The 17,949-nt window shown below is 65.3% G+C and carries 21 protein-coding genes; 7 read left to right on the top strand and 14 right to left on the bottom strand.

All coding sequences use genetic code 11. The annotated features are described in order from the left end of the window. Positions 1-6: 6 nt before the first annotated feature. The 5 genes from BN977_RS28590 to BN977_RS28565 all read left to right on the top strand — a co-directional run bounded on the left by BN977_RS28590 (position 7) and on the right by BN977_RS28565 (position 2,983). A complete protein-coding gene (locus BN977_RS28590; protein ID WP_036403321.1) occupies positions 7-363 on the top strand; it encodes an STAS domain-containing protein in 357 nt (118 codons plus the stop codon). Between the two features lie 84 nt (positions 364-447). Further along, a complete protein-coding gene (locus BN977_RS28585; RefSeq protein WP_131590232.1) occupies positions 448-792 on the top strand; it encodes a hypothetical protein in 345 nt (114 codons plus the stop codon). Continuing rightward, positions 793-1,293: a DUF2510 domain-containing protein gene (locus BN977_RS28580; RefSeq protein WP_036403318.1), complete on the top strand. Its 501-nt coding sequence runs from the start codon at positions 793-795 to the stop codon at positions 1,291-1,293. A 462-nt stretch (positions 1,294-1,755) separates the two neighbouring features. Further along, positions 1,756-2,448: an MspA family porin gene (locus BN977_RS28570; protein ID WP_036404698.1), complete on the top strand. Its 693-nt coding sequence runs from the start codon at positions 1,756-1,758 to the stop codon at positions 2,446-2,448. A 100-nt stretch (positions 2,449-2,548) separates the two neighbouring features. Beyond that, entirely contained in the window at positions 2,549-2,983 is a 435-nt protein-coding gene (locus BN977_RS28565; RefSeq protein WP_036403314.1) for a hypothetical protein, read from the top strand. On the opposite strand, the gene BN977_RS28560 is transcribed toward BN977_RS28565, so the two are convergent. From BN977_RS28560 to BN977_RS31605, 5 genes are all read right to left on the bottom strand, one after another. Next, on the bottom strand, positions 2,970-3,827 hold the full coding sequence (locus BN977_RS28560) for an enoyl-CoA hydratase (RefSeq protein WP_234709681.1): 858 nt from the start codon (positions 3,825-3,827) through the stop codon (positions 2,970-2,972). The two genes, BN977_RS28565 and BN977_RS28560, sit on opposite strands and share 14 nt — an antisense overlap. Before the next feature lie 116 nt (positions 3,828-3,943). Further along, a complete protein-coding gene (locus BN977_RS28555) occupies positions 3,944-4,480 on the bottom strand; it encodes an Rv1363c family protein (protein ID WP_191262577.1) in 537 nt (178 codons plus the stop codon). Then, complete coding sequence (locus BN977_RS28550; protein ID WP_191262575.1) at positions 4,477-5,100, bottom strand: Rv1363c family protein; 624 nt, start codon at positions 5,098-5,100, stop codon at positions 4,477-4,479. Before BN977_RS28550 ends, BN977_RS28555 begins: the two co-directional genes overlap by 4 nt. Positions 5,101-5,222: 122 nt before the next feature. Beyond that, positions 5,223-5,645 carry an Rv2576c family protein gene (locus BN977_RS28545; protein ID WP_051561973.1) on the bottom strand — a complete coding sequence of 141 codons (423 nt, stop codon included), beginning with the start codon at positions 5,643-5,645 and terminating at the stop codon, positions 5,223-5,225. 1 nt (position 5,646) lies between these two features. After that, positions 5,647-6,027 carry a hypothetical protein gene (locus BN977_RS31605; protein WP_084172780.1) on the bottom strand — a complete coding sequence of 127 codons (381 nt, stop codon included), beginning with the start codon at positions 6,025-6,027 and terminating at the stop codon, positions 5,647-5,649. Between the two features lie 171 nt (positions 6,028-6,198). Between BN977_RS31605 and BN977_RS28540 the strand changes: the two genes are divergently transcribed. Continuing rightward, positions 6,199-6,678: an Rv2253/PknI dimerization domain-containing protein gene (locus tag BN977_RS28540; protein ID WP_234709680.1), complete on the top strand. Its 480-nt coding sequence runs from the start codon at positions 6,199-6,201 to the stop codon at positions 6,676-6,678. Positions 6,679-6,696: 18 nt separating this feature from the next. Here the strand turns inward: BN977_RS28540 and BN977_RS28535 are convergent, their stop codons facing one another. Genes BN977_RS28535 through BN977_RS28500 form a run of 8 tightly spaced genes read right to left on the bottom strand, consistent with a single transcriptional unit; the run spans position 6,697 to position 15,873 of the window. Next, positions 6,697-8,283 carry an MCE family protein gene (locus BN977_RS28535; RefSeq protein ID WP_036403306.1) on the bottom strand — a complete coding sequence of 529 codons (1,587 nt, stop codon included), beginning with the start codon at positions 8,281-8,283 and terminating at the stop codon, positions 6,697-6,699. Further along, the gene (locus BN977_RS28530; protein WP_036403304.1) at positions 8,283-9,500 is read right to left on the bottom strand and encodes an MCE family protein; all 1,218 of its coding nucleotides are present in this window, start codon (positions 9,498-9,500) and stop codon (positions 8,283-8,285) included. The genes BN977_RS28535 and BN977_RS28530 overlap by 1 nt, the downstream gene beginning before the upstream one ends. Then, entirely contained in the window at positions 9,497-10,942 is a 1,446-nt protein-coding gene (locus tag BN977_RS28525) for an MCE family protein (protein ID WP_051561969.1), read from the bottom strand. Before BN977_RS28525 ends, BN977_RS28530 begins: the two co-directional genes overlap by 4 nt. Further along, positions 10,939-12,021, bottom strand: a complete 1,083-nt coding sequence (locus BN977_RS28520) for an MCE family protein (RefSeq protein WP_024449872.1) — start codon at positions 12,019-12,021, stop codon at positions 10,939-10,941. Before BN977_RS28520 ends, BN977_RS28525 begins: the two co-directional genes overlap by 4 nt. Beyond that, a complete protein-coding gene (locus BN977_RS28515) occupies positions 12,021-13,052 on the bottom strand; it encodes an MCE family protein (protein ID WP_024449871.1) in 1,032 nt (343 codons plus the stop codon). The genes BN977_RS28520 and BN977_RS28515 overlap by 1 nt, the downstream gene beginning before the upstream one ends. Then, complete coding sequence (locus BN977_RS28510) at positions 13,049-14,236, bottom strand: MCE family protein (RefSeq protein WP_036403301.1); 1,188 nt, start codon at positions 14,234-14,236, stop codon at positions 13,049-13,051. Before BN977_RS28510 ends, BN977_RS28515 begins: the two co-directional genes overlap by 4 nt. Positions 14,237-14,245: 9 nt before the next feature. Then, the gene (locus tag BN977_RS28505; RefSeq protein ID WP_036403298.1) at positions 14,246-15,106 is read right to left on the bottom strand and encodes an ABC transporter permease; all 861 of its coding nucleotides are present in this window, start codon (positions 15,104-15,106) and stop codon (positions 14,246-14,248) included. Next, entirely contained in the window at positions 15,103-15,873 is a 771-nt protein-coding gene (locus tag BN977_RS28500) for an MlaE family ABC transporter permease (protein ID WP_024449868.1), read from the bottom strand. The genes BN977_RS28505 and BN977_RS28500 overlap by 4 nt, the downstream gene beginning before the upstream one ends. A 252-nt stretch (positions 15,874-16,125) precedes the next feature. Between BN977_RS28500 and BN977_RS28495 the strand changes: the two genes are divergently transcribed. Then, positions 16,126-16,992 carry an alpha/beta fold hydrolase gene (locus BN977_RS28495; protein WP_024449867.1) on the top strand — a complete coding sequence of 289 codons (867 nt, stop codon included), beginning with the start codon at positions 16,126-16,128 and terminating at the stop codon, positions 16,990-16,992. A gap of 81 nt (positions 16,993-17,073) precedes the next feature. Here the strand turns inward: BN977_RS28495 and BN977_RS28490 are convergent, their stop codons facing one another. Continuing rightward, a complete protein-coding gene (locus tag BN977_RS28490) occupies positions 17,074-17,934 on the bottom strand; it encodes an SDR family oxidoreductase (protein WP_036404683.1) in 861 nt (286 codons plus the stop codon). Positions 17,935-17,949 lie beyond the last annotated feature (15 nt).

Raw genomic sequence — 17,949 nt, 5'->3', positions numbered from 1 at the left:
GCGGCCATGAGCCCAGATCCAGCCACCTGCACCATCGCCGAACGCCAGATCGGTGCCGTCACCGTGCTGGCCGTGACCGGGACCGTCGACATGATCACCTCCCCGCAGCTGGAAGCCGCCCTGACAGCGATCATGGCGAAGGCCCCGCAAGCCGTCATCGTCGATCTGAGCGCCGTCGACTTCCTGGCCTCCACGGGCATGGGCGTGCTGGTCGCCGCGCATGACGCCCTGCCCGCCGGCACCCGGTTGGCGGTTGTCGCCGACGGGCCGGCCACCGCCCGCCCGCTCGATCTGATCGGCTTCGCGGGCGTCCTGGGCGTGGTGCCGACGTTGGATGCGGCCCTGAGCGCGGTCACGGCGTAACGGCCCGGCCGGATTCGTGTCTCGACCACCGCCGGCGTGCCCTTAAGCTGCTAGACGGGGAGCACGACAAAAGGGGGAAATCGCGTGGCAGGTCCGATTCAGCAGCCGAATCCTCACGCGGGCTATCCGCCTCCGCCGGAGGTGCCGATCTTCCAGGTCACCACGATGAGCCATATCGGTGCGTTGATCTTCTGGTTCAACCAGCGCCGGACCGTCCAGGGGACCTATGCGCAATGCGACGCCGCGCTGCGATCGGCTCAGACCCAGAACCTCATCGTCGGCTGGTGGAGTTTTCTGTCGATCCTGATCCTCAATTGGGTTGCGCTCATTCACAACTCGCAATCCCGAAAGAAGCTGAACCAGGACGCGCAACAGGCCCAGGCCTATGCCGAATGGTGGCACACCTACGTGCGAACGGGTCAGGTCTAGATGACCTACAGCACCGGCACTCCCCCAGGCTGGTTCCCCGACCCGACCACCGGAGGGCTGCGTTGGTGGGATGGGCGGCAGTGGACGGAGCACCGTCAACCCGTTCCGCAACAAGCACATCCCGCGCCCGGACTCTACGTGCCGCCGCAGTGGGTCCACGATGTGGCGGCGGCGCAGGCCAGGCACAAGACACGCAGCCGAATCATCGCCGTGATCGCCGCCGTCGTCCTGGTGGCGGGTGGCATCGGTTGGTACGTCTTGGCGCAGAACACGTCCTCCACGGACTGGTACCAGGAGGGCTACGACATCGGCTACCACAAGGCCGGTGCGGTGAGTGCAATGGGCCAGGACCCGGACGACGCGTGCCATCTGGCGTTGATCGGAAAGATCAACTTGGGCGACAATCCACGCCTCCGTCGCAACCGCGAGCTCCGACGCGGTTGCGTCCAAGGAGTGCAGGACTACCTCAAGGACCACGGACCCATGCCGGGTTTGAGATAGGCAACTCAGCGGTTTCAGGGCGCTGCGGGCGTCTTCAGCGACACGAGACACCCTGGTTCTGGCAGAACATCCCGAACCCGCCCCATTGTGTTGCCGGCCCACCTTGGTCGGTCGGATCCACCGACAGCACAGGCGTCTGTGTGATCAACTGATCGATGATCGACGGCACCCAGGGCGGTGACGGATCCGGTTGCGCGACAGCCACGCCGGTAGCATGACCAAGGGCGACAACGCTCAGTGCACTCACCAGCACAGCACGAACGCAAAGACGGGTTCTCATCCGTTGCCCCCTCGGCTTGCGATGACCTGCCCTCCAGGATATGTCACCTCAGATCGGGCGGTTTCCATTACGAACGGGCTATAGATCGCTTTCCCGTTACGAATCAACATCGACCCGGAATGCCGCGCCCGCGAGTCCGCCGCTCCGAATCGGGCGCCGCCTACGGTGTCGCCATGACGCAGATGGCCCAGGTCGTCCGCCGATCGCTCGCTGCCGCCATGTGCATCGTCATCTCTGCGACCGTCACATCGCCGGCGCAGGCTGACCCCGATGTCGAGCCCGTCGCAGCGACGACGGCCCCGGACGACGGCCGCGTTGCTTCCAACGAGCCCGCCGTCGTCAACACCCCTGACGGCTGGACCCTCACGCTCGGCGCCAAGGACGAGTCACAGGTGCCGGTACCGCCGTTGACAACCGCGGTCTCATCTCGCGAGTACCTCTCCAGCGGAACCTTCATCGGCTCACTACGTGGACCCGATGAGCCCCGCGGTGTGTTCGAGGTCGGCTACGAAATCGGCTGTGGAATCGACATGAGCACCTCCAATGGTGTGACGATGGCCGGAAGCGCGGGCATCACCCCAACGCTGGGCGTATCGGGACCACTGGCCGCCCTGCCGACGACGGTGGTGCCGGCCGTTTCGACGCCTGTCAACGGAGTCATCACCGTCGGACTCAAACCCGGTCTGGTGATTGTGGTGCCCGTCGACAAGAAGGAATTCAAGAGCGCGGATCCCTGGGTGATGATCACGAACTTCCACGTCAAGATCGACGGTTGCGTGGGACAGTCCTTCATCCGCTCGTACGCCACGCTGATCAGGCGCACCGACCAGTCGGATGTCGTACTGTCTTACGTCGGCGTCACCAAATCGGTGTAGTTCGGCCACACTGTGGGACAGTGATGCACGTGGTGGAGCTACTCCCACTCACCGGACGCTGCAACCGCCCGCACGTCTCGGCGCTTCCAGTGTTCACGCTATGAGACGAGCGGTGTTCAGCCTGGCGATCGTACTGGGACCGGTGTTCGTTGCGCCCTCTGCCGCGGCCGACACACCACATGGCAATTTCACGATGCACGTCGACGGCCGCTACGACTTCCATACCTGGATTTGGAATCTCTCCGGGTGTGACGGCGAATGCGTGCATGTTCAGGCCATTCCGCAACCCATTGCCAAGGCTTTCCCCTATGCGGGTGATGCCCAGCTCACCGACGGACGTTACACACTGACCGTCGACGTTCCCGACGGATTGCGCTGCGGTGACGTCTATTACGGCCCGGTGATCCCCACCCGTGACGTCTATGAATGGGATGCGCGGTCACATATCGGATCCCTCACCTCATCCTTTGACACCGGGTGTGGTGGTGCGCCGGGAGGCGCGTTGACCTATCCGTTCGAACTCACCCTGATGTGACGTTGCGGGCGGCCATCACCTTGACGTCCATTCCGCCCAGCGATCCGGATCCCGTCTCTGCGTTGTGGGCGTGTGCGAAGTGGTGCAGGCCGAAGACACTCTCCATACCGTTGCGCAGGCCCATCTGGTCTTCGCACGCATTGACGGCCCTCTTGGTCAGCGCCAGGCCGAACGCCGGCATCTGCGCGATCCGTTCGGCGAGTTCGAGCGTTGCCGTCTCCAGCGCTTCGCGGGACACCACCCGGTTGACCATCCCGACCTCATACGCACGCGCGGCGGTGAAACGCTCTGCGGTGAACAGGATCTCCTTGGCGAACCGCGGGCCGAGCACCCACGGGTGCGCGAAGTACTCGACCCCGGGAATCCCCATGCGCACCACCGGATCAGCGAAGAATGCATCGTCGGCTGCGACGATGAGGTCGCACACCCAGGCCAGCATCAATCCGCCTGCGATGCACGCGCCCTGCACCATGGCCACCATCGGCTTGGGGATCTCGCGCCACCGCCGGCACATGCCGAGGTACACCTCCATCTCGCGCGCATAACGCTGGTCACCACCGCGCTTGTCGACGTGGTCCCACCACAATGCCGCCTTGTTGTCGTACGACACGTGATGGTCGCGTTCCGGGGTTCCGATATCGTGGCCGGCGCTGAAGTGCTCACCACTGCCGGCGAGCACGATGACGCTGACGGTGTCGTCTTCGACCGCGCGCTGGAACGCCGCGTCCAACGCGTATGTCATGACCGAGTTCTGCGCGTTGCGGTATTGGGGCCGGTTCATCGTCACCACGGCAACGCTGCCGTTGACTTCATACGTCACCACGTCGTGGTCAGCTCTCGTCACGCCGCGCCCCTTCATCCCGTGCCCAACCGAACACCACCAGGATGCGCGGACACGCTGCCGGGCCGGAGATGATTTTCCGCTCAACGGGAGTCGGGCGGCTCACACATCCGGACCGGTCAGACCGGATCGAAAGACGAGATGCGCCATGCACCATCGACTTTGGTGAGCCCAACTTTCACGCTGCTGGCCGCCGGCACGGATACGGGATTGTCCTTGCTGGTGGTGTTCTGATTGACGAAGATCAACACATCGGCGGTGTCCGCGTGTGCATCGATGACAGCGGCCCGAACGACACTGGCAGTGGCGTGGACATCCTTCTGTTTGGCCGCCGGAATGAGTATCTGGTCGGCGAACTGGCTGTAGTAGGTCAGGAATTCTCCGGTTAGGTGGGTTCGAGCTTTGGCGAGATCGTCGCCCAAACTGGTGGGCGTATACGACAGCAACGCCACCGCACCTTGCTTCGCCGCGTCGAGGGCCTGCGCGGCCGCCGCCGTGGTCTCCTGATCACTACGGGTGGGACCAAGATAGGTAACGGCTGCTACCACGGCGGCACCTATCAAGAACGCGGTCACAGTCACCGAGCGCCACCACCGTCGCACCCGACGTCCCCGCACTCCGATGGTCTGTTCCGTCGCGGCACCGTCGCTGCTCATGGGATGAACTCCACCTTCGCCAACTTGATCTGTTCTCCGTCTCGCTCCATGTCGACGCTCAGCCGCCAGCTCCGCGGTTGTTGGTTGGCGCCGGCGTCATCGCTGACGGTGGTCGCGGCCGTCACGAGGACCGTCGCCGAGTTCGCGGTCATCGTTTCGACCGCGGCGACCTGCGCGGTCGCTTTGGTCGCCGCCTTCGAGGCTTGCGCCGTCTTGATGAAGTCGTCCGCCTCCGCTTGGAAATCGTCGCGGAACTGCCCGGCCGAGTTGTCGATGATCTGACGGACATTGTCGGCCACCTTGGCACTGTCGATCGACATCAACGTGATCACCGCTTGGGAAGCGGCCCTGGCGAATTCGTCCCTACGTTGTTGCTCCTGCTCGTATGCCCGGTGTTCCCGGAGCAGGTATCCACTGACGGCGAGCATCGCGATGCCGGCCGACACGGCGATGTAGGCGAGCACCGTGCTGAGCTTCGGCCGTCGTCGGCGAGGTTCGGCCGGTTGGGTTGGGTCCAAGGCCGGGTCGGTCGCATCCTCGTCCGAACTCTCCCCGCAATCCGCCTCGGAGGCTGTGTCTTCGGTTTCATCCGTCCGGGCTGCGCTGCTGAGAACGGGCATGATTCCTCCAGGTGCCGGTTGTGGGCTCGACGTGTGACAGTCGCCACACGCTAAGGCAGGCCGATCGCCCTCGGTTTCCGCCGTCCCGGCCAGCGGTCACCTTCCGGCCGGTCCGTGATGCCTCACCAATGGCGTACGGAACACAATGCCCCGCGGGCCCCTTCGGCTTGGCTGACTTGGATGCCGTCGACGCTCAGTTGGCAGCGCAGAATCTGGCGGTCGTCGGGCACTTGTCCCGCGGTGGTGACCGTGACCATCGCCCACTGGGCCGGGTCGGCCAGCATTGCGTCGCGGATCCACGGTGTTCCCGGTGCCAGGTTGATGTCATCTCGGGGACTGAACTGATAGGGATTGTGGCTGTAGTCAGCCCACGTCGGCGGGTCGGTGTCGCGGTAGTAGACGGCGGCATGACCGGGCAGTTCGGCCGTCACGGTATAGGTCACCCGGTGCAGCGGCACCTCGTCATCGGCTTGAGCGGGCGTGCCTGAACCGGCGCACAGGACGACGACGACACATCCGGCAGCGCGGAGGCGGATTGCGCGCATCTCAGGTATCACCTCGGACCCACCGGGTGGAGCCCTCGACGGCAATGCAGGTCAGGAAGAGCCCATCTGGGGCTTGTGCGACCGTGTTCAGCGCCCCTTCGCATGGCGAGTTCTCCGCGCGGACGCCCTTCAAGGGCGGTGACCGGAAGTAGCGCGGCTCGTACCGGCGCGGCGACCCACAGAACACCAACCGGCCCCAGGACGTCGTGCCGAACACATAGCGCGCCGTGTCGGCACACGGTGCGCCCAGGACGACACCACCGGTGATGCCGGGAACGCAGGAGGGGTCGTTGCACTCGTCCGGATCGGCGTTCGCTGTTGCCGGGGTGAGAGCACCCAGGAGCAAGGCCGTGACCGCCGCTGCTGCCGCAGAAGACCGCATGGCCGCCACCATGCCACCGCCGGCGCGTTTCGCCAGCGCATCGTCCGCTGGGCGGGAGGGCCGCTGTCATCGCGGGCGGGAGGAGAGAAGGTGAAACCTGCTGCGCCGCTGGCGCGTGCCGACCATGAAGGAGTGGTTATGCGGTTGTCCAGGACCTCATTTGTTGCGGGCATGGTGTCTGCCGTGGCACTGGGCATGGTCGATCCGTCGGTCGCCGGGGCATCCCCGCAGTGGGGTCTCAACGGCACGTACATCGCCACGTCGAACGGCGAGTGGGCGAAGACCAACGACATCTATCACGACGAGGCGAGCATTCGCAGCACGTGGTCGATCACCACGACGTGTAGCTATCCCGGCGAATGCACCGGATCGGTGAGCAGTGATTTCGGCTGGAACGCACCGATCTACCAGAGAAGTGGGGTCTGGTTCGTCAAGAAGATGGTTGACCGGTGGCAGCCGTGCCCCGACGGCGGCGCCGGTCCGGGATTGCAGGTGTTCCGCTTCTATCCGGCCACCGACGATGGCAGCGGAATGGACCCGACGTCCACCACTTTGATGGGCGAGGACTCGACGACCGGCGTCAGCGGCAACTGCGGCAGCAGCAAGGTCCTGTTCATCACCATGCCGTTCAAGCTGATCAAGACCGGCTGAAGCCGGCTACCGAGCCGGTCAGCTGGGAAAGAGATCCTTCCAGGTCCGTTCACCGGCGCGCGGCGCCAAGTCGGTTTGCCGGAACACCGCGCCATCGGGCGTGGCGTATTGACCGGTACGCGGGTCGTAGGTGGCGATCGCCACCGACGGGCCACCAGATCCGTTGGGCTGGAATGCACTTGGTGCCGCGGGTAGACCAGCCGGCGCCGGCTCGGGGCCGACGGGTGCCGGTTCAGGGCCGGGTGCCGGCTCGGTCGGCGGTGGCGGTGGCCCGGCCTCACCGTTGCCGGCGGGCGGCGGCGGGGTGCCCTCCAGCGGCCCGTAGATCGCAGGGTCACGGTCGATGCGGCCATCCGGAGGTATGCCCTGCGCGAGCAGGTTCGGATCGATCGGGTACGGGCCGAGAGCATGCTGGCGCATCGCCAACGGTTCGTAGGGCTTGTCGCTGTCGCAGATTTCGACGGTCGGTGCCCGCTTGCCCGGCTTACCCATGCACGGATAGTTGCGCGCACCGCGGACTCCGATCGGTGAGTCCTGCGGCAGCTTGCAGTACAGACCGTCCGGCGTGTCGATGTCGCTGGTGTCTTCGGGCGAGCGCCACGCCGACGGTGGGAGGAAACCGACCGTGCAGGCCGGCGGGTCCCCGATGTTGAGGGTGAAGTCGCCCAACGACATTCCGATGGGGTTGTTCTTCGGCGCGCCGTAGGCCTGGGTCGAGGCGACAACGGGCGGCAGGAGCACCAGCAGCTGCTCCAGGGAGGGATGGTAGGTGACGGCGACCTGGCCGATGCTGGTCAGATTGGCCAGCAGGACCGGCAGGGTGGGTTTGACTTGGTTGAACAGCCGCGAGGCTTCGTCAGCGGCATCCGGTCCATCCCGTAGCAACGTCCGGACCGCCGGGTCGTCGTCAGTCAGCTGCTGGGTGATCCCGGCCAGGCTGTGTGCCCAGGTCCGAATCGCATCGATCGATTCGGCTTGCCCGTCGAGCAGTGGGGCGCTGTCGTCGATGAGGGTGCGGGATTGATCGGCTGTGGCGTTGGCGTCGGCAATCAGGCGCGCCGAGGAATCGAGCAGAGAACCGACGTCCGCGCCGGAACCGTTGAATCCCCTGAACGTCTCGTCGAGCAGCGGCCGGATCTTGTCCTCGGGGATGCTGCCGATCAGGGCGCTGACCTGATCCAGCATGGGGCCGACCGCTTGCGGAATCGACGCCTGCGTGGCAGGGATGGTCGCGCCGTCCCGCAGGAAGGGGCCCGCATCGTTGCGTGGTTGCAGGTCGACGTACTGTTCACCGACCGCGGACACGCTGAGCACCGCGGCATGCACGTCGGCCGGGATGCTCGGCGTCGTATTCAGTGAGAGGGTGGCTTCGGCACCGTCGCGGGTGGGGCGTACATCGGTGACCTTCCCGATCTGCACGCCGCGGTAGGTGACGTTGGAGAACCGGTATAGACCACCGGTGCCCGGTAGCTGCAGTGTCACGGTCATCCGGCCGATGCCCAGCAAGGTGGGAGCTTGCAGGTATGCCACCACCATCACCGTCACGCCGATGATCGAGGCGATCGTGAAGATGACCAGCTGGGCGCGGACCAATCGAGTGAGCACTAGTTGCCTCCGGCCGTCGGGGTTGCCTGCTCAGCTGCCGGGGCCGGTGCCGCGGCAGGTGCCGGTGCGTCGACCAACGGCGGCATCGTCGCGACCGCGTTCGGAGCGGGTGTCAGCGGCATGTTGAGCGGGTCTTTGGTGTAGTTCGCGTACCAGGGATCTCCCGGAGCAGGAACCAGCGGAGCTCCTTCCTGTCCCCACCGGGTACCGAGGAACAGTCCGCGCTTCAACCGGGGGATGGTGAAGTCGAAAGTGATGAACTCGTTGAGGTAGTCACCCCGGATGGCACGATCGATGAAGTTCTGCGGGTACGGGTAGGTCGGCATGAACGCCAGATCGGCCGCCAGATTGGGCCCGACGTCGGCCAACGCCCGTAAGGTGGGCTCGAAGTTGCGCAGGTTGGTCAGCAGATCATCCCGTGCCGAACTGATGAGTTTTGTCGCGGTATCGCTGAAACGGCCGAATTTCTGCAGCGCGGCGGTGATGCGGGGGCGCTCCTTGACCAGTACATCCAGTGCGGGCGGAATACGGTGCAGCGCTTGGGTGATGACGTCACTTTGGCCCGCGAGTGTGCCCGACAACCGGTTCAGTGCGGTGATGGAGGCGTTGATGTCGTCGCGTTGGTCGGCGAAGATGCCCACGACGTTGTCCAACCGGGTGAGCAGATCGCGGATCTTGTCCTGGCGACCGTCGAGCGCGGCGTTCAACTCGTGGACCAGCTCGCCGATCTTGCCGAGCCCGCCGCCGTTGACCAGCACTGACAACGACGACAAGGTTTGCTCGGTCGAGGGGTAAGTGGAGGTGTGGTTCAGTCCGAGTACTGCGCCCGGCGACAACCGCCCCGTCGGCTGCTGCCCGACCGGCGGGTCCAAGGCAATGTGCATGGAACCCAACAGGCTGGTCTGGCCGACGGTGGCAACGGCATTGGCGGGGATGACGACGTGCGGCTGGACCGAGACCTCGACGTCGGCGTGCCAGTCCCGCACCGTCATCCGGGACACGCTGCCTACGATCACATCGCTGACCATGACCGGCGAGTTCGCCTCCAGCGTACCGACATTGGCCAGCTCGACGTGATACACGGTCGCATCGGAGCCGCGGCCGACGGTGCCGGGCAGCGGCAGCGAGTTGAGGCCGTTGAAAGCGCACCCGGACAGTGTCAGTACTGTACAGGCGGCGGCTGCTGCCAGCCGGGGCAGGGAGCGACGGGTGTTCACGGTGTACCTCCTGAGACCGGCGGGCCGGCTTCGGCGGGCAGCAGCATGTCGCGCAGGCTGCGGGGCGTCTGCGGTGCGGGTGTCCCGGGCGGGATGGGCGCCCCGGGGAACAGTGCGGGAGCGGGATCGGCGGGTAACCCGTTGGGCGCGTATGCCCCCGGCGGCCCGGGTGGTGCACCCCATCCAGCTGGGGGCGTGATGTCGCCGGCGCCGGTGTAGGCGGACACGGCCGGAGGCTCGGATACCGGCTGGGGGCGACCACCCGGCCCGCCGGGTGCGATGGCGGGGTCGGTGTACACCAGGTTCTCGGGGCTGGGCGCCTTGCGAAGGTAGGCGTTGAACGGCATCGGCAGGTAGTTGAAGTTGATCAACGACAAAGCGGGACCGAGGTATTGGGCACACAGCTTCGCCGTCTCGGCCGCCGTGGCGTTCTTCACGGCTGCGATCGCCGAACAGACCACGCTGACCGGATCGGCGAAGTTCGACATCGCGAAGGCACCGACTGCGGTTCCGCTGTCGGGGTTGTAGATGTTGTAGCCGTTGGCGATTGCGTTCGGGGCGACGTGCAGCACGTTTTCGAGTTTGAGCTTGTTGTCGACGAGGTTCTGGGTGACGTTGTTCAGCCGTTGCAACTGCTCGGCGGTTTGGTCGCGGGTACCGGCGATGAATCGACGGACGTCGCCCACGGCGGATGCCAGATTGGTCAGCGCTGCATCCAGGTCGGAGCGGCTACCGTCGATCACCCCGGTGACGCTGGCGAGTCGATGCTGGAACTCGACGATCTGCGTGTTGCTGTCGCGCAGCGCGGTCACGAAGATCTGCAGGTTCTTGATGATGTCGACGATGTTGCCGCTGCCCTGGGCCAAGATGCGGCCCACCCCCGACAGTTGGCTGATCGCCTGGTGCAGTTTGTCACCGTTGCCGTCCATGGCGGTGGCAGCGCTGTCGATGAACCGGCTCAACGAGGTAGCCGAAGATCCGCTCACCGGGCCGAGGTCGGTGGCCAGGCGCATCAGTTGCTCTTTGACCTGGTCCCACTCGACGGGCACTGCGGTGCGATCGAGGCCGAGGTGGGCGCCGGCGGTCAGCACCGGGCCGTTGTCCTCGTAGGCCGGCGTCAACTGCACGTAGCGGGCCGCAACGAGGTTCTGCGCCATGATGATCGCTTTGGCATCGGCCGGTACGGCCACGCCGTGGTCGATGGCCAGGGTGAGCGTGGCGCGGTCGCCGGCGGGCTGGATATCGGTGATGGTCCCGACCTTGACACCGGCAACACGGACCTCGTCGCCGGGATAGATGGCGGTGGCCGAGCTGAAGTCGGCCGTGATGGTGGTCGGTCCTAAGACCGTTGCTCGCACGAGGATTGCTGCGCCGGCGATACCCACGGCGGTCAGGGTGGCCAGCGCGGCCCTGCTGAACCGCTTCTTGTGTCGCGTGATCACCGGCTACCTCCCGGAATACCGTTGTGCGGCCAGGGGAACTCGGCACGGGGGCCCGCGTTGTCGGGCGGCTGGCCCGCGTTGGTGCCGCGGCGGAACCCGAACGCGTAATCCAGGAACGGCTGCAGGGTTTGCGACGGCAGCAGGTTGCCGATGAAGGCGTTGTAATAGAAGCCGTTGTTCACCGATTCACCCTGCGTGACCTGGTATTTGGCCAACCCGGCCAGGGCGCCGGCGATGTTGTCACGGTTCTTTTCCAGCATCGCGGTCACCGAGTTCAGTTTCTGCAAGGTGGGCGCGAGTTCCTTCTCGTTGTCCTGTACCAGCCCGGACAGCTGTTGTGCCAGCGCCGAGGTATTGGCCAGCAGTGTGACGATGGCGTATCGCCGTTCGTCGAGAACCTGCGTCAGCGTGTTGGCATCGAGCAGCAGCGTGTTGACCTGTTGGCTGCGCTGCGACAGGATGCCGGTCACATCTGCCGCGCTCTTGAGCAGACCGGCCAGAGATTCGTTGCGGCCGTTGATGGTTTCGGACAGCCGGCTCAACCCGTCGAACGTCGGGCCGAGTTGCGGAGCCATCCTGTCGATGGTGTCCGAGAGAGTGTCCAGCGACTGGGTCAGGGCGCCGGTATCGGTGGCCGCAGTGTTAGCGGTGAAATCGCTGACGGCGTCGGTCAGCGAATACGGAGAGGACGTATGCGTCAGTGGGATGGTGTCCGAGGCGTGAAGGGCACCGGTGCCGGCGGGCTCCAGTGCGAGCATGCGCGCACCGAGCACCGTTCCGGTGCGGATATGGGCCGTGGTCTCGGTGCCCAGGCGCACCGTGCTGTCGAGGGTGAAGGTCACCAGTGCTTTGCCGTGGCTCAGTGTGACGTCGACGACCGTACCCTTCGTGACCCCGGAGACTTTGACGTCGTTGCCCGCGGTGAGGCCGCCGGCCTCGGCGAAGAGCGCCCGATATTTCAGCGACGTCGCCCAGGACAGCAGTGCCTGGGGTTGCAGTCCGACCGCGACGATCAGCGCGATCAACACGATGCCGATGAGTCCGCTGCGGACCAATTGGGATCCGCGATATTTCAGCATCAGGGTTCTCCGCAGCGTCCGGTGGTTTGCATGATCCAAGGGAAGTAGGCGGTCCGCCCTTGCAGGTCGGTGACCCGCACGTTCATGCCGCACAAGTATTGATTGATGAAGCTGCCGTAGGAACCCAGCCGCACCAGTTTGCGATAGTTTGCCGGCGCTTTCTGCAGCGACAGGTCCAGCCGCGCCTTGGCCTCGTCGTCGGCCAACAACGGGGCCAGCCGGGTGAGCTGGTCGATCGTGCCCGACAACGGCGGGCGGGCTTGGGTCATCAGATCAGCCAGGGACGCCGTGCCGGCGTCCAGTGCGTTGATGGCATCGCCGATGGGATCGCGGTCTTGCGCCAGGCCGGTGACCAACTGTTGCAGGCGCTCTACGGTGCCGGTGAATTGGTCGCCGTCGTTGGCCACCGTGGCCATGACGGTGCGCAGACTGTCGATCACCTGCTGCACGGTTTGTCCGTTGTCGGCAACGGCCTGGGTAAAAGAAGACGTATGCGCCATAAGCGATTCCACCGTGCCGCCTTGGCCTTGCAGAATTTGGATGAGCGAGTTGGTCAAGGCGTTGACGTTCTGGGCGTTGAGACCCTGGATGACGGGTTTGAGCCCGCCCAGCAGCAGGTCGAGATCGAGTGCGGGCTCGGTGCGTTCACGCGGAATCTGAGATCCCGGCGGCTGCAGTCGGGTCGATCCGGGGGCGTCGAGCAATTCGAGATAGCGGTTACCCACCAGGTCCAGGTAACGCACGGCGACCTTCGTCGCGGTGGTCAGCACGATGTCGCGGTCGGCATCGAAGCGCACCAGCACCGTGTTGTCGGGTTGCAATGCCACGTCGTCGACGGTGCCGACCCGCACGCCCGCCACGCGTACCGAGTCACCGGCACGCAGGCTGGAGGCGTCGGCGAACACCGCGGTGTAGCCGTTGGTCGTCCCGGTTCGGTACTGCCCCATGATCACGAACAGTGCGCCCGTCAGCACGGCCATGGTCAGACCGAATGCGCCGAACTTGATCGCGGTGCCGTAGCGGGCGGTCATCCTGGCTGTCCTATCTGGGCAGTGTTGCGGGGCGGCCCGTCCAGGGGACCGAACAAGGCTTGCTTGAGCGCGTCGGAGTTCAACAGAATCCCTTGATTGCCGTACTGCGCGGGATTGGCGTCGATGTCGGTGACCACGAACGGAGGACGTTGTCCGAAGCCGACATTCGGCAGATCCATGCACTGTGGCCCGCCCGTCGCTGCGACTTTCGGCAGGTTCTTCGGGTAGCGGTAGCGTTCGGTGCCCAACAGGAACGAGTCGAGCAGCATGACCCCGGGCAACGGTTGCGGTGCACCAAGGGCCAGTGGTTCCACCCCTTTGAGTGCGCAGGTCAGAGCGGGGTTGTACTGGTTGGTCAGCGTGGTGGTGGGAACCAGGAGGTGCAGGACGTCGATCAACGGATCGCTGTCGGCGGCGACGACCTCGTTGCCGGTTTCAGCCAAGCCGATCGAGCTGATCAGCAGGCGGTCGAGGTCGCGCTGGCGATCCACGACGGTGTCGCTCAATGCCGTGGCGGTGCGCACGGTACTCATCAGATCGGGTGCGGCGTCGGCATACGCATTCAGGACGGTTGGCAGAGTGCTGATTTCGTGGCTGAATGTGGGCAGGCTGGGATCGATCTTGGTCATCAGGTCATCGAGCTGGCCCATGGTCTCCCCCAGTTTGGCGCCGCGCCCGTCGAATGCCTGGGCCAGGGCACCGAGTGTCTCGTTGAGCTTCTCTGGCTGAATCTGGGCGAGCACCGTGACGAGTTGCTCGAAGACCGTGTTGACCTCGACGGTCACGTGCCGGGCGTCGAGAACCTGACCGGCATGCATGGTGTCCGGTGAGGGGCTCTCGGGCGGGACCAGGTCGATGAACTTCGCGCCGAAGACGGTGCTGGAGGCGATCTGGGCATGGGTGTTGGCCGGGATGAGGGACAGATCGTCGGGGTTCATCGCCAGGCGAATGGCAGCTTGCCCGTCAGGCAGGACGTCGATCGCGACGACCTTGCCGACTTGAGCTCCGTGCAGTTTGACCTTGGCCTCCGGGTTGAGCACCAAGCCGGCACGCGGAGCGACGACGGTCACCGCCACCGTCGGGGCGGCTCCTCCCCGGAAGAGCACCACCGCACCGGCGACGGCGCCGGCGACCACCGTGAGGGCCAGAAGGCCGGTCAAGATTCGAACAGCGTCACGCGACATCACAGCCTGCTAACCGGAGAGGTTGAAGTTGCCGTTGGAGCCGTACACGGCCAGCGAGATGAGCAACGTGATGGAGACGACGACGATCAGCGACGTGCGCACCGCATTGCCCACCGCCACACCGACACCCGCGGGACCGCCGTTGGCGAAGAAGCCGTAGTAGGTGTGGATCAGCAGGATCGCCAAGGCCATCAGCAAGGCCTGCAGGAACGACCACAGCAGGTCGATGGGGTTCAGGAAGGTGTTGAAGTAATGGTCGTACAAGCCACCGGATTGTCCGAGGAGCACCACGGTGGTGAACTGGCTGGCGACGAACGACAGGATCACTGCGATCGAGTACAGCGGTGTGATGGCCAGCATGCCGGCCGCGATGCGGGTACTGACCAGATACTCCACCGCTCGGATGCCCATCGATTCCAGGGCATCGATCTCCTCGTTGATCCGCATTGCGCCCAGCTGGGCGGTGACGCCGGCACCGAAGGTGGCGGCCAACCCGATCCCCGCAACGATGGGGGCCGAGATGCGAACGTTGATGAAGGCGGCCAGGAAGCCGGTGAGGGCCTCGATGCCGATATTGCCCAACGAGCTGTATCCCTGAATGGCCAAGACTCCACCGGTGGCCAGTGTCAGGAAACCGACGATCACCACGGTGCCGCCGATCATCGCCAAGGTGCCCGCGCCCATGCTTATTTCGGCGATCAACCGGATCACTTCCCGGCGGTAATGCATGGCCGCGTAGGGCATGGCCGCCAGCGCGCGACCATAGAAGAGCACATGGTCGCCGATTCCGCCCACCACGACCGCAGGTTGGCGCACCACTCGGGACAAGCGTGGGTAGGTCGATTGCACTGTCAACAGCGATCCTGTCATCGGGTCGTCATCTGAATGCCGATGGCGGTGACGACGACATTGATCACGAAGAGAGCCATGAAGGCGTAGACGACGGTCTCGTTGACGGCGTTACCCACGGCCTTGGCCCCACCGCCCGAGATGGTCAGGCCGCGGTAACAGGCCACCAGGCCGGCGATCAGGCCGAACAGCGCGGCCTTGATGCAGGAGATGATCACCTCCGGAACGCCGGTGAGCAACGTGATGCCGGCGGCGAAGGCGCCGGGGTTGACGTCTTGCACGAACACCGAGAAGAGGTAGCCGCCGAGGATGCCGATGATGACCACCAGACTGTTGAGCAGCAGGGCCACCAAACCCGATGCCAGCATGCGGGGCGTGACCAACCGCTGCACCGGGTTGATACCGAGGACCTCCATGGCGTCGATCTCCTCGCGAATGGTGCGCGATCCGAGGTCCGCACACATCGCCGTGGCGCCGGCGCCGGCCACGATGAGCACCGTGACCATGGGCCCGACTTGGGTCACCGCCCCGAACGCGGCGCCGGCCCCGGACAGGTCGGCCGCACCGAGTTCGCGCAGCAGGATGTTGAGGGTGAACGACACCAGGACGGTGAACGGAATGGCCACCAACAGGGTCGGCGCGAGTGAGACACGAGCGACGAACCACGATTGATCCAGGAACTCGCGCCACTGGAACGGGCCACGAACCACGTATTTGGCCGCATCCACCGACATGGCGAACAGCCCGCCCACCGCCTGCAGCGGGGCTGCGAGCCGTCCTTGTGGCATCGCGGCCCTCCGTTCCCTGATCGGCGACCGGATCCTGTGATCCGGGACACTCTCGACCGGGAACCATGACAGCCCCGGTCCCGACGTGGCAGGCAGTGTCCCGCCCATCGGGAACCGAAGTCACGCCTCTGGCGAGCGCACGTGCAGTCACCGGTCAGCGGAATGTCGCGTTGCACCTGCTGCGCTTCGGGGGCGAAGCTGAGCTGGACAGTGATCCAACTCCCGGGAGGGTGGATGTCCGATTCCACTTTGATGGTCGACGAAGCTGAGCGCTTCGGTGGGCTGCGCGAAATCGACACCAGTGCTGGGACTTTGCGCTATTACGATGCCGGCGACGGGCCGACCGTGCTGTTCCTGCACGGATCCGGGCCCGGCGTGACCGGCTGGCGCAACTTCCGCGGCGTGCTGCCGGTGTTCGCCGAGCAGCATCGCTGCCTGGTGCTGGAGTTCCCAGGTTTCGGTGTCTCCGACGACTGGGGTGGTCATCCGATGATCACGGCACAGGGTGCGGTGACTCCGTTCCTCGACGCGCTCGGGGTCGAGCGCGTCGACATCATCGGTAACTCGATGGGCGGTGGTGTCGGAATCAGTGTCGCGATCAACGCACCCCAGCGCGTAGGTCGGCTGGTCAGCATCGGCGGGATAGGCACCAATGTGTTCTCCCCCGGCCCCAGCGAAGGGATCCGCCTCCTTCAGGAGTTCACCGAGGAGCCCAGCCGCGACACCCTGATCCGGTGGCTGCATTCGATGGTCTTCGACCCCGCGGTGGTCACCGACGAACTCATCGAGGAGCGGTGGGCACTGGCCACCGACCCGGAAACGCTCGCGGCCGCGCGACGGATGTACGGCAAGGCCGCGTTCGCCGCGATGATGGCGGCCATGGCGTCGTCGGACCTGCCGCTGCCGTGGGCACAGATGCACAAAGTCGCCGCCCCGACACTGCTGGCCTGGGGGCGCGATGACCGCGTGAGCCCCTTGGACATGGCCCTCATTCCGATGCGGACCATTCCCAATGCGGAACTGCATGTCTTCCCGCGCTGCGGGCACTGGGCCATGATCGAAGCCAAGCAGGCATTCGAATCGGTGGTTCTCGGGTTCCTGAACCGCCCGAGCAGCTGAGTCCGCCCAAACTCACGTTTGGGTCGAAGAAGCCGAGAACCAACCGGCCAAACGTCGGTTTTGGGCACGCACTCCCGGTGTTCAGCGTAATCGTGAATGACTGACAAGCCGATACAGATAACGGGGCAGCCCCACGGCCGGGACACGACGTGGCCAGTGGTCAGCCCGGAAATAGGCATCCGATCCGCCGTCCACGAATATCACACTGCCGCATAGAAATTCGGCAGCATCGGTCAACATGAAGCACATCCACTCGGCGAGGTGTTCGGCCGCGCCGAACCCTCCCACCGGCACCGGAAAAGACTGGACGGCTTTGGCTTCGCGCGGGGTGGCCAGTTGCTCGTCCAGGAGCGGCGTACTGATCGCACCAGGGGCGATGGCGTTGAGACGTATGCCTGCGCCGGCCCATGTGGGTTGCACGGCGGTGCGACGTACCCAACGCATGAGCGCGATCTTTGACGCACCGTAGGCCATGGGCGACGCGGCCTTGCGGAAGATACGGACGGCCCGGACGGCAGTGTCGAGGTCGTTGCGCAACAAGGCGCGTACCGCACGGTGCGGCACCATGGGCATGGTGGTCGCCGAATTACTACCTACCACCACCACTTTGGCGCCTCCGGCAGCCAGAGCGGACCGCCACGCCTCCAACAATTCGACGACGCCGAGGTAATTGACCGACATGATGCGCGGGACATTCGCGATGCCTGGCCGCGGCCCGAGCCCGGCCGCCAGGACCGCACCGTCGAGGCGCCCGTCGGCATCGTGGAGTACGGCCGCTGCGGCATGCGACCGGCCTAGGGGCGTAGACAGATCGGCGACGACGTCGGCGTCGCGGATATCCACGGTGATCACCCGATGCCCGTCGGCCCGAAGCCGCGCCGCGACGGCGCGCCCCATCCCCGACGCCGCGCCGGTCACCGCGTAGGTCTTCGGCACTAGCATCCTCGCATCGGTCCT

It is taken from the genome of Mycolicibacterium cosmeticum, assembly GCF_000613185.1.
Taxonomy (GTDB): Bacteria; Actinomycetota; Actinomycetes; order Mycobacteriales; family Mycobacteriaceae; genus Mycobacterium; species Mycobacterium cosmeticum.
The sequence above is the reverse complement of the archived record's forward strand: the minus strand, read 5'-3'. Positions and strand labels throughout refer to the sequence as shown.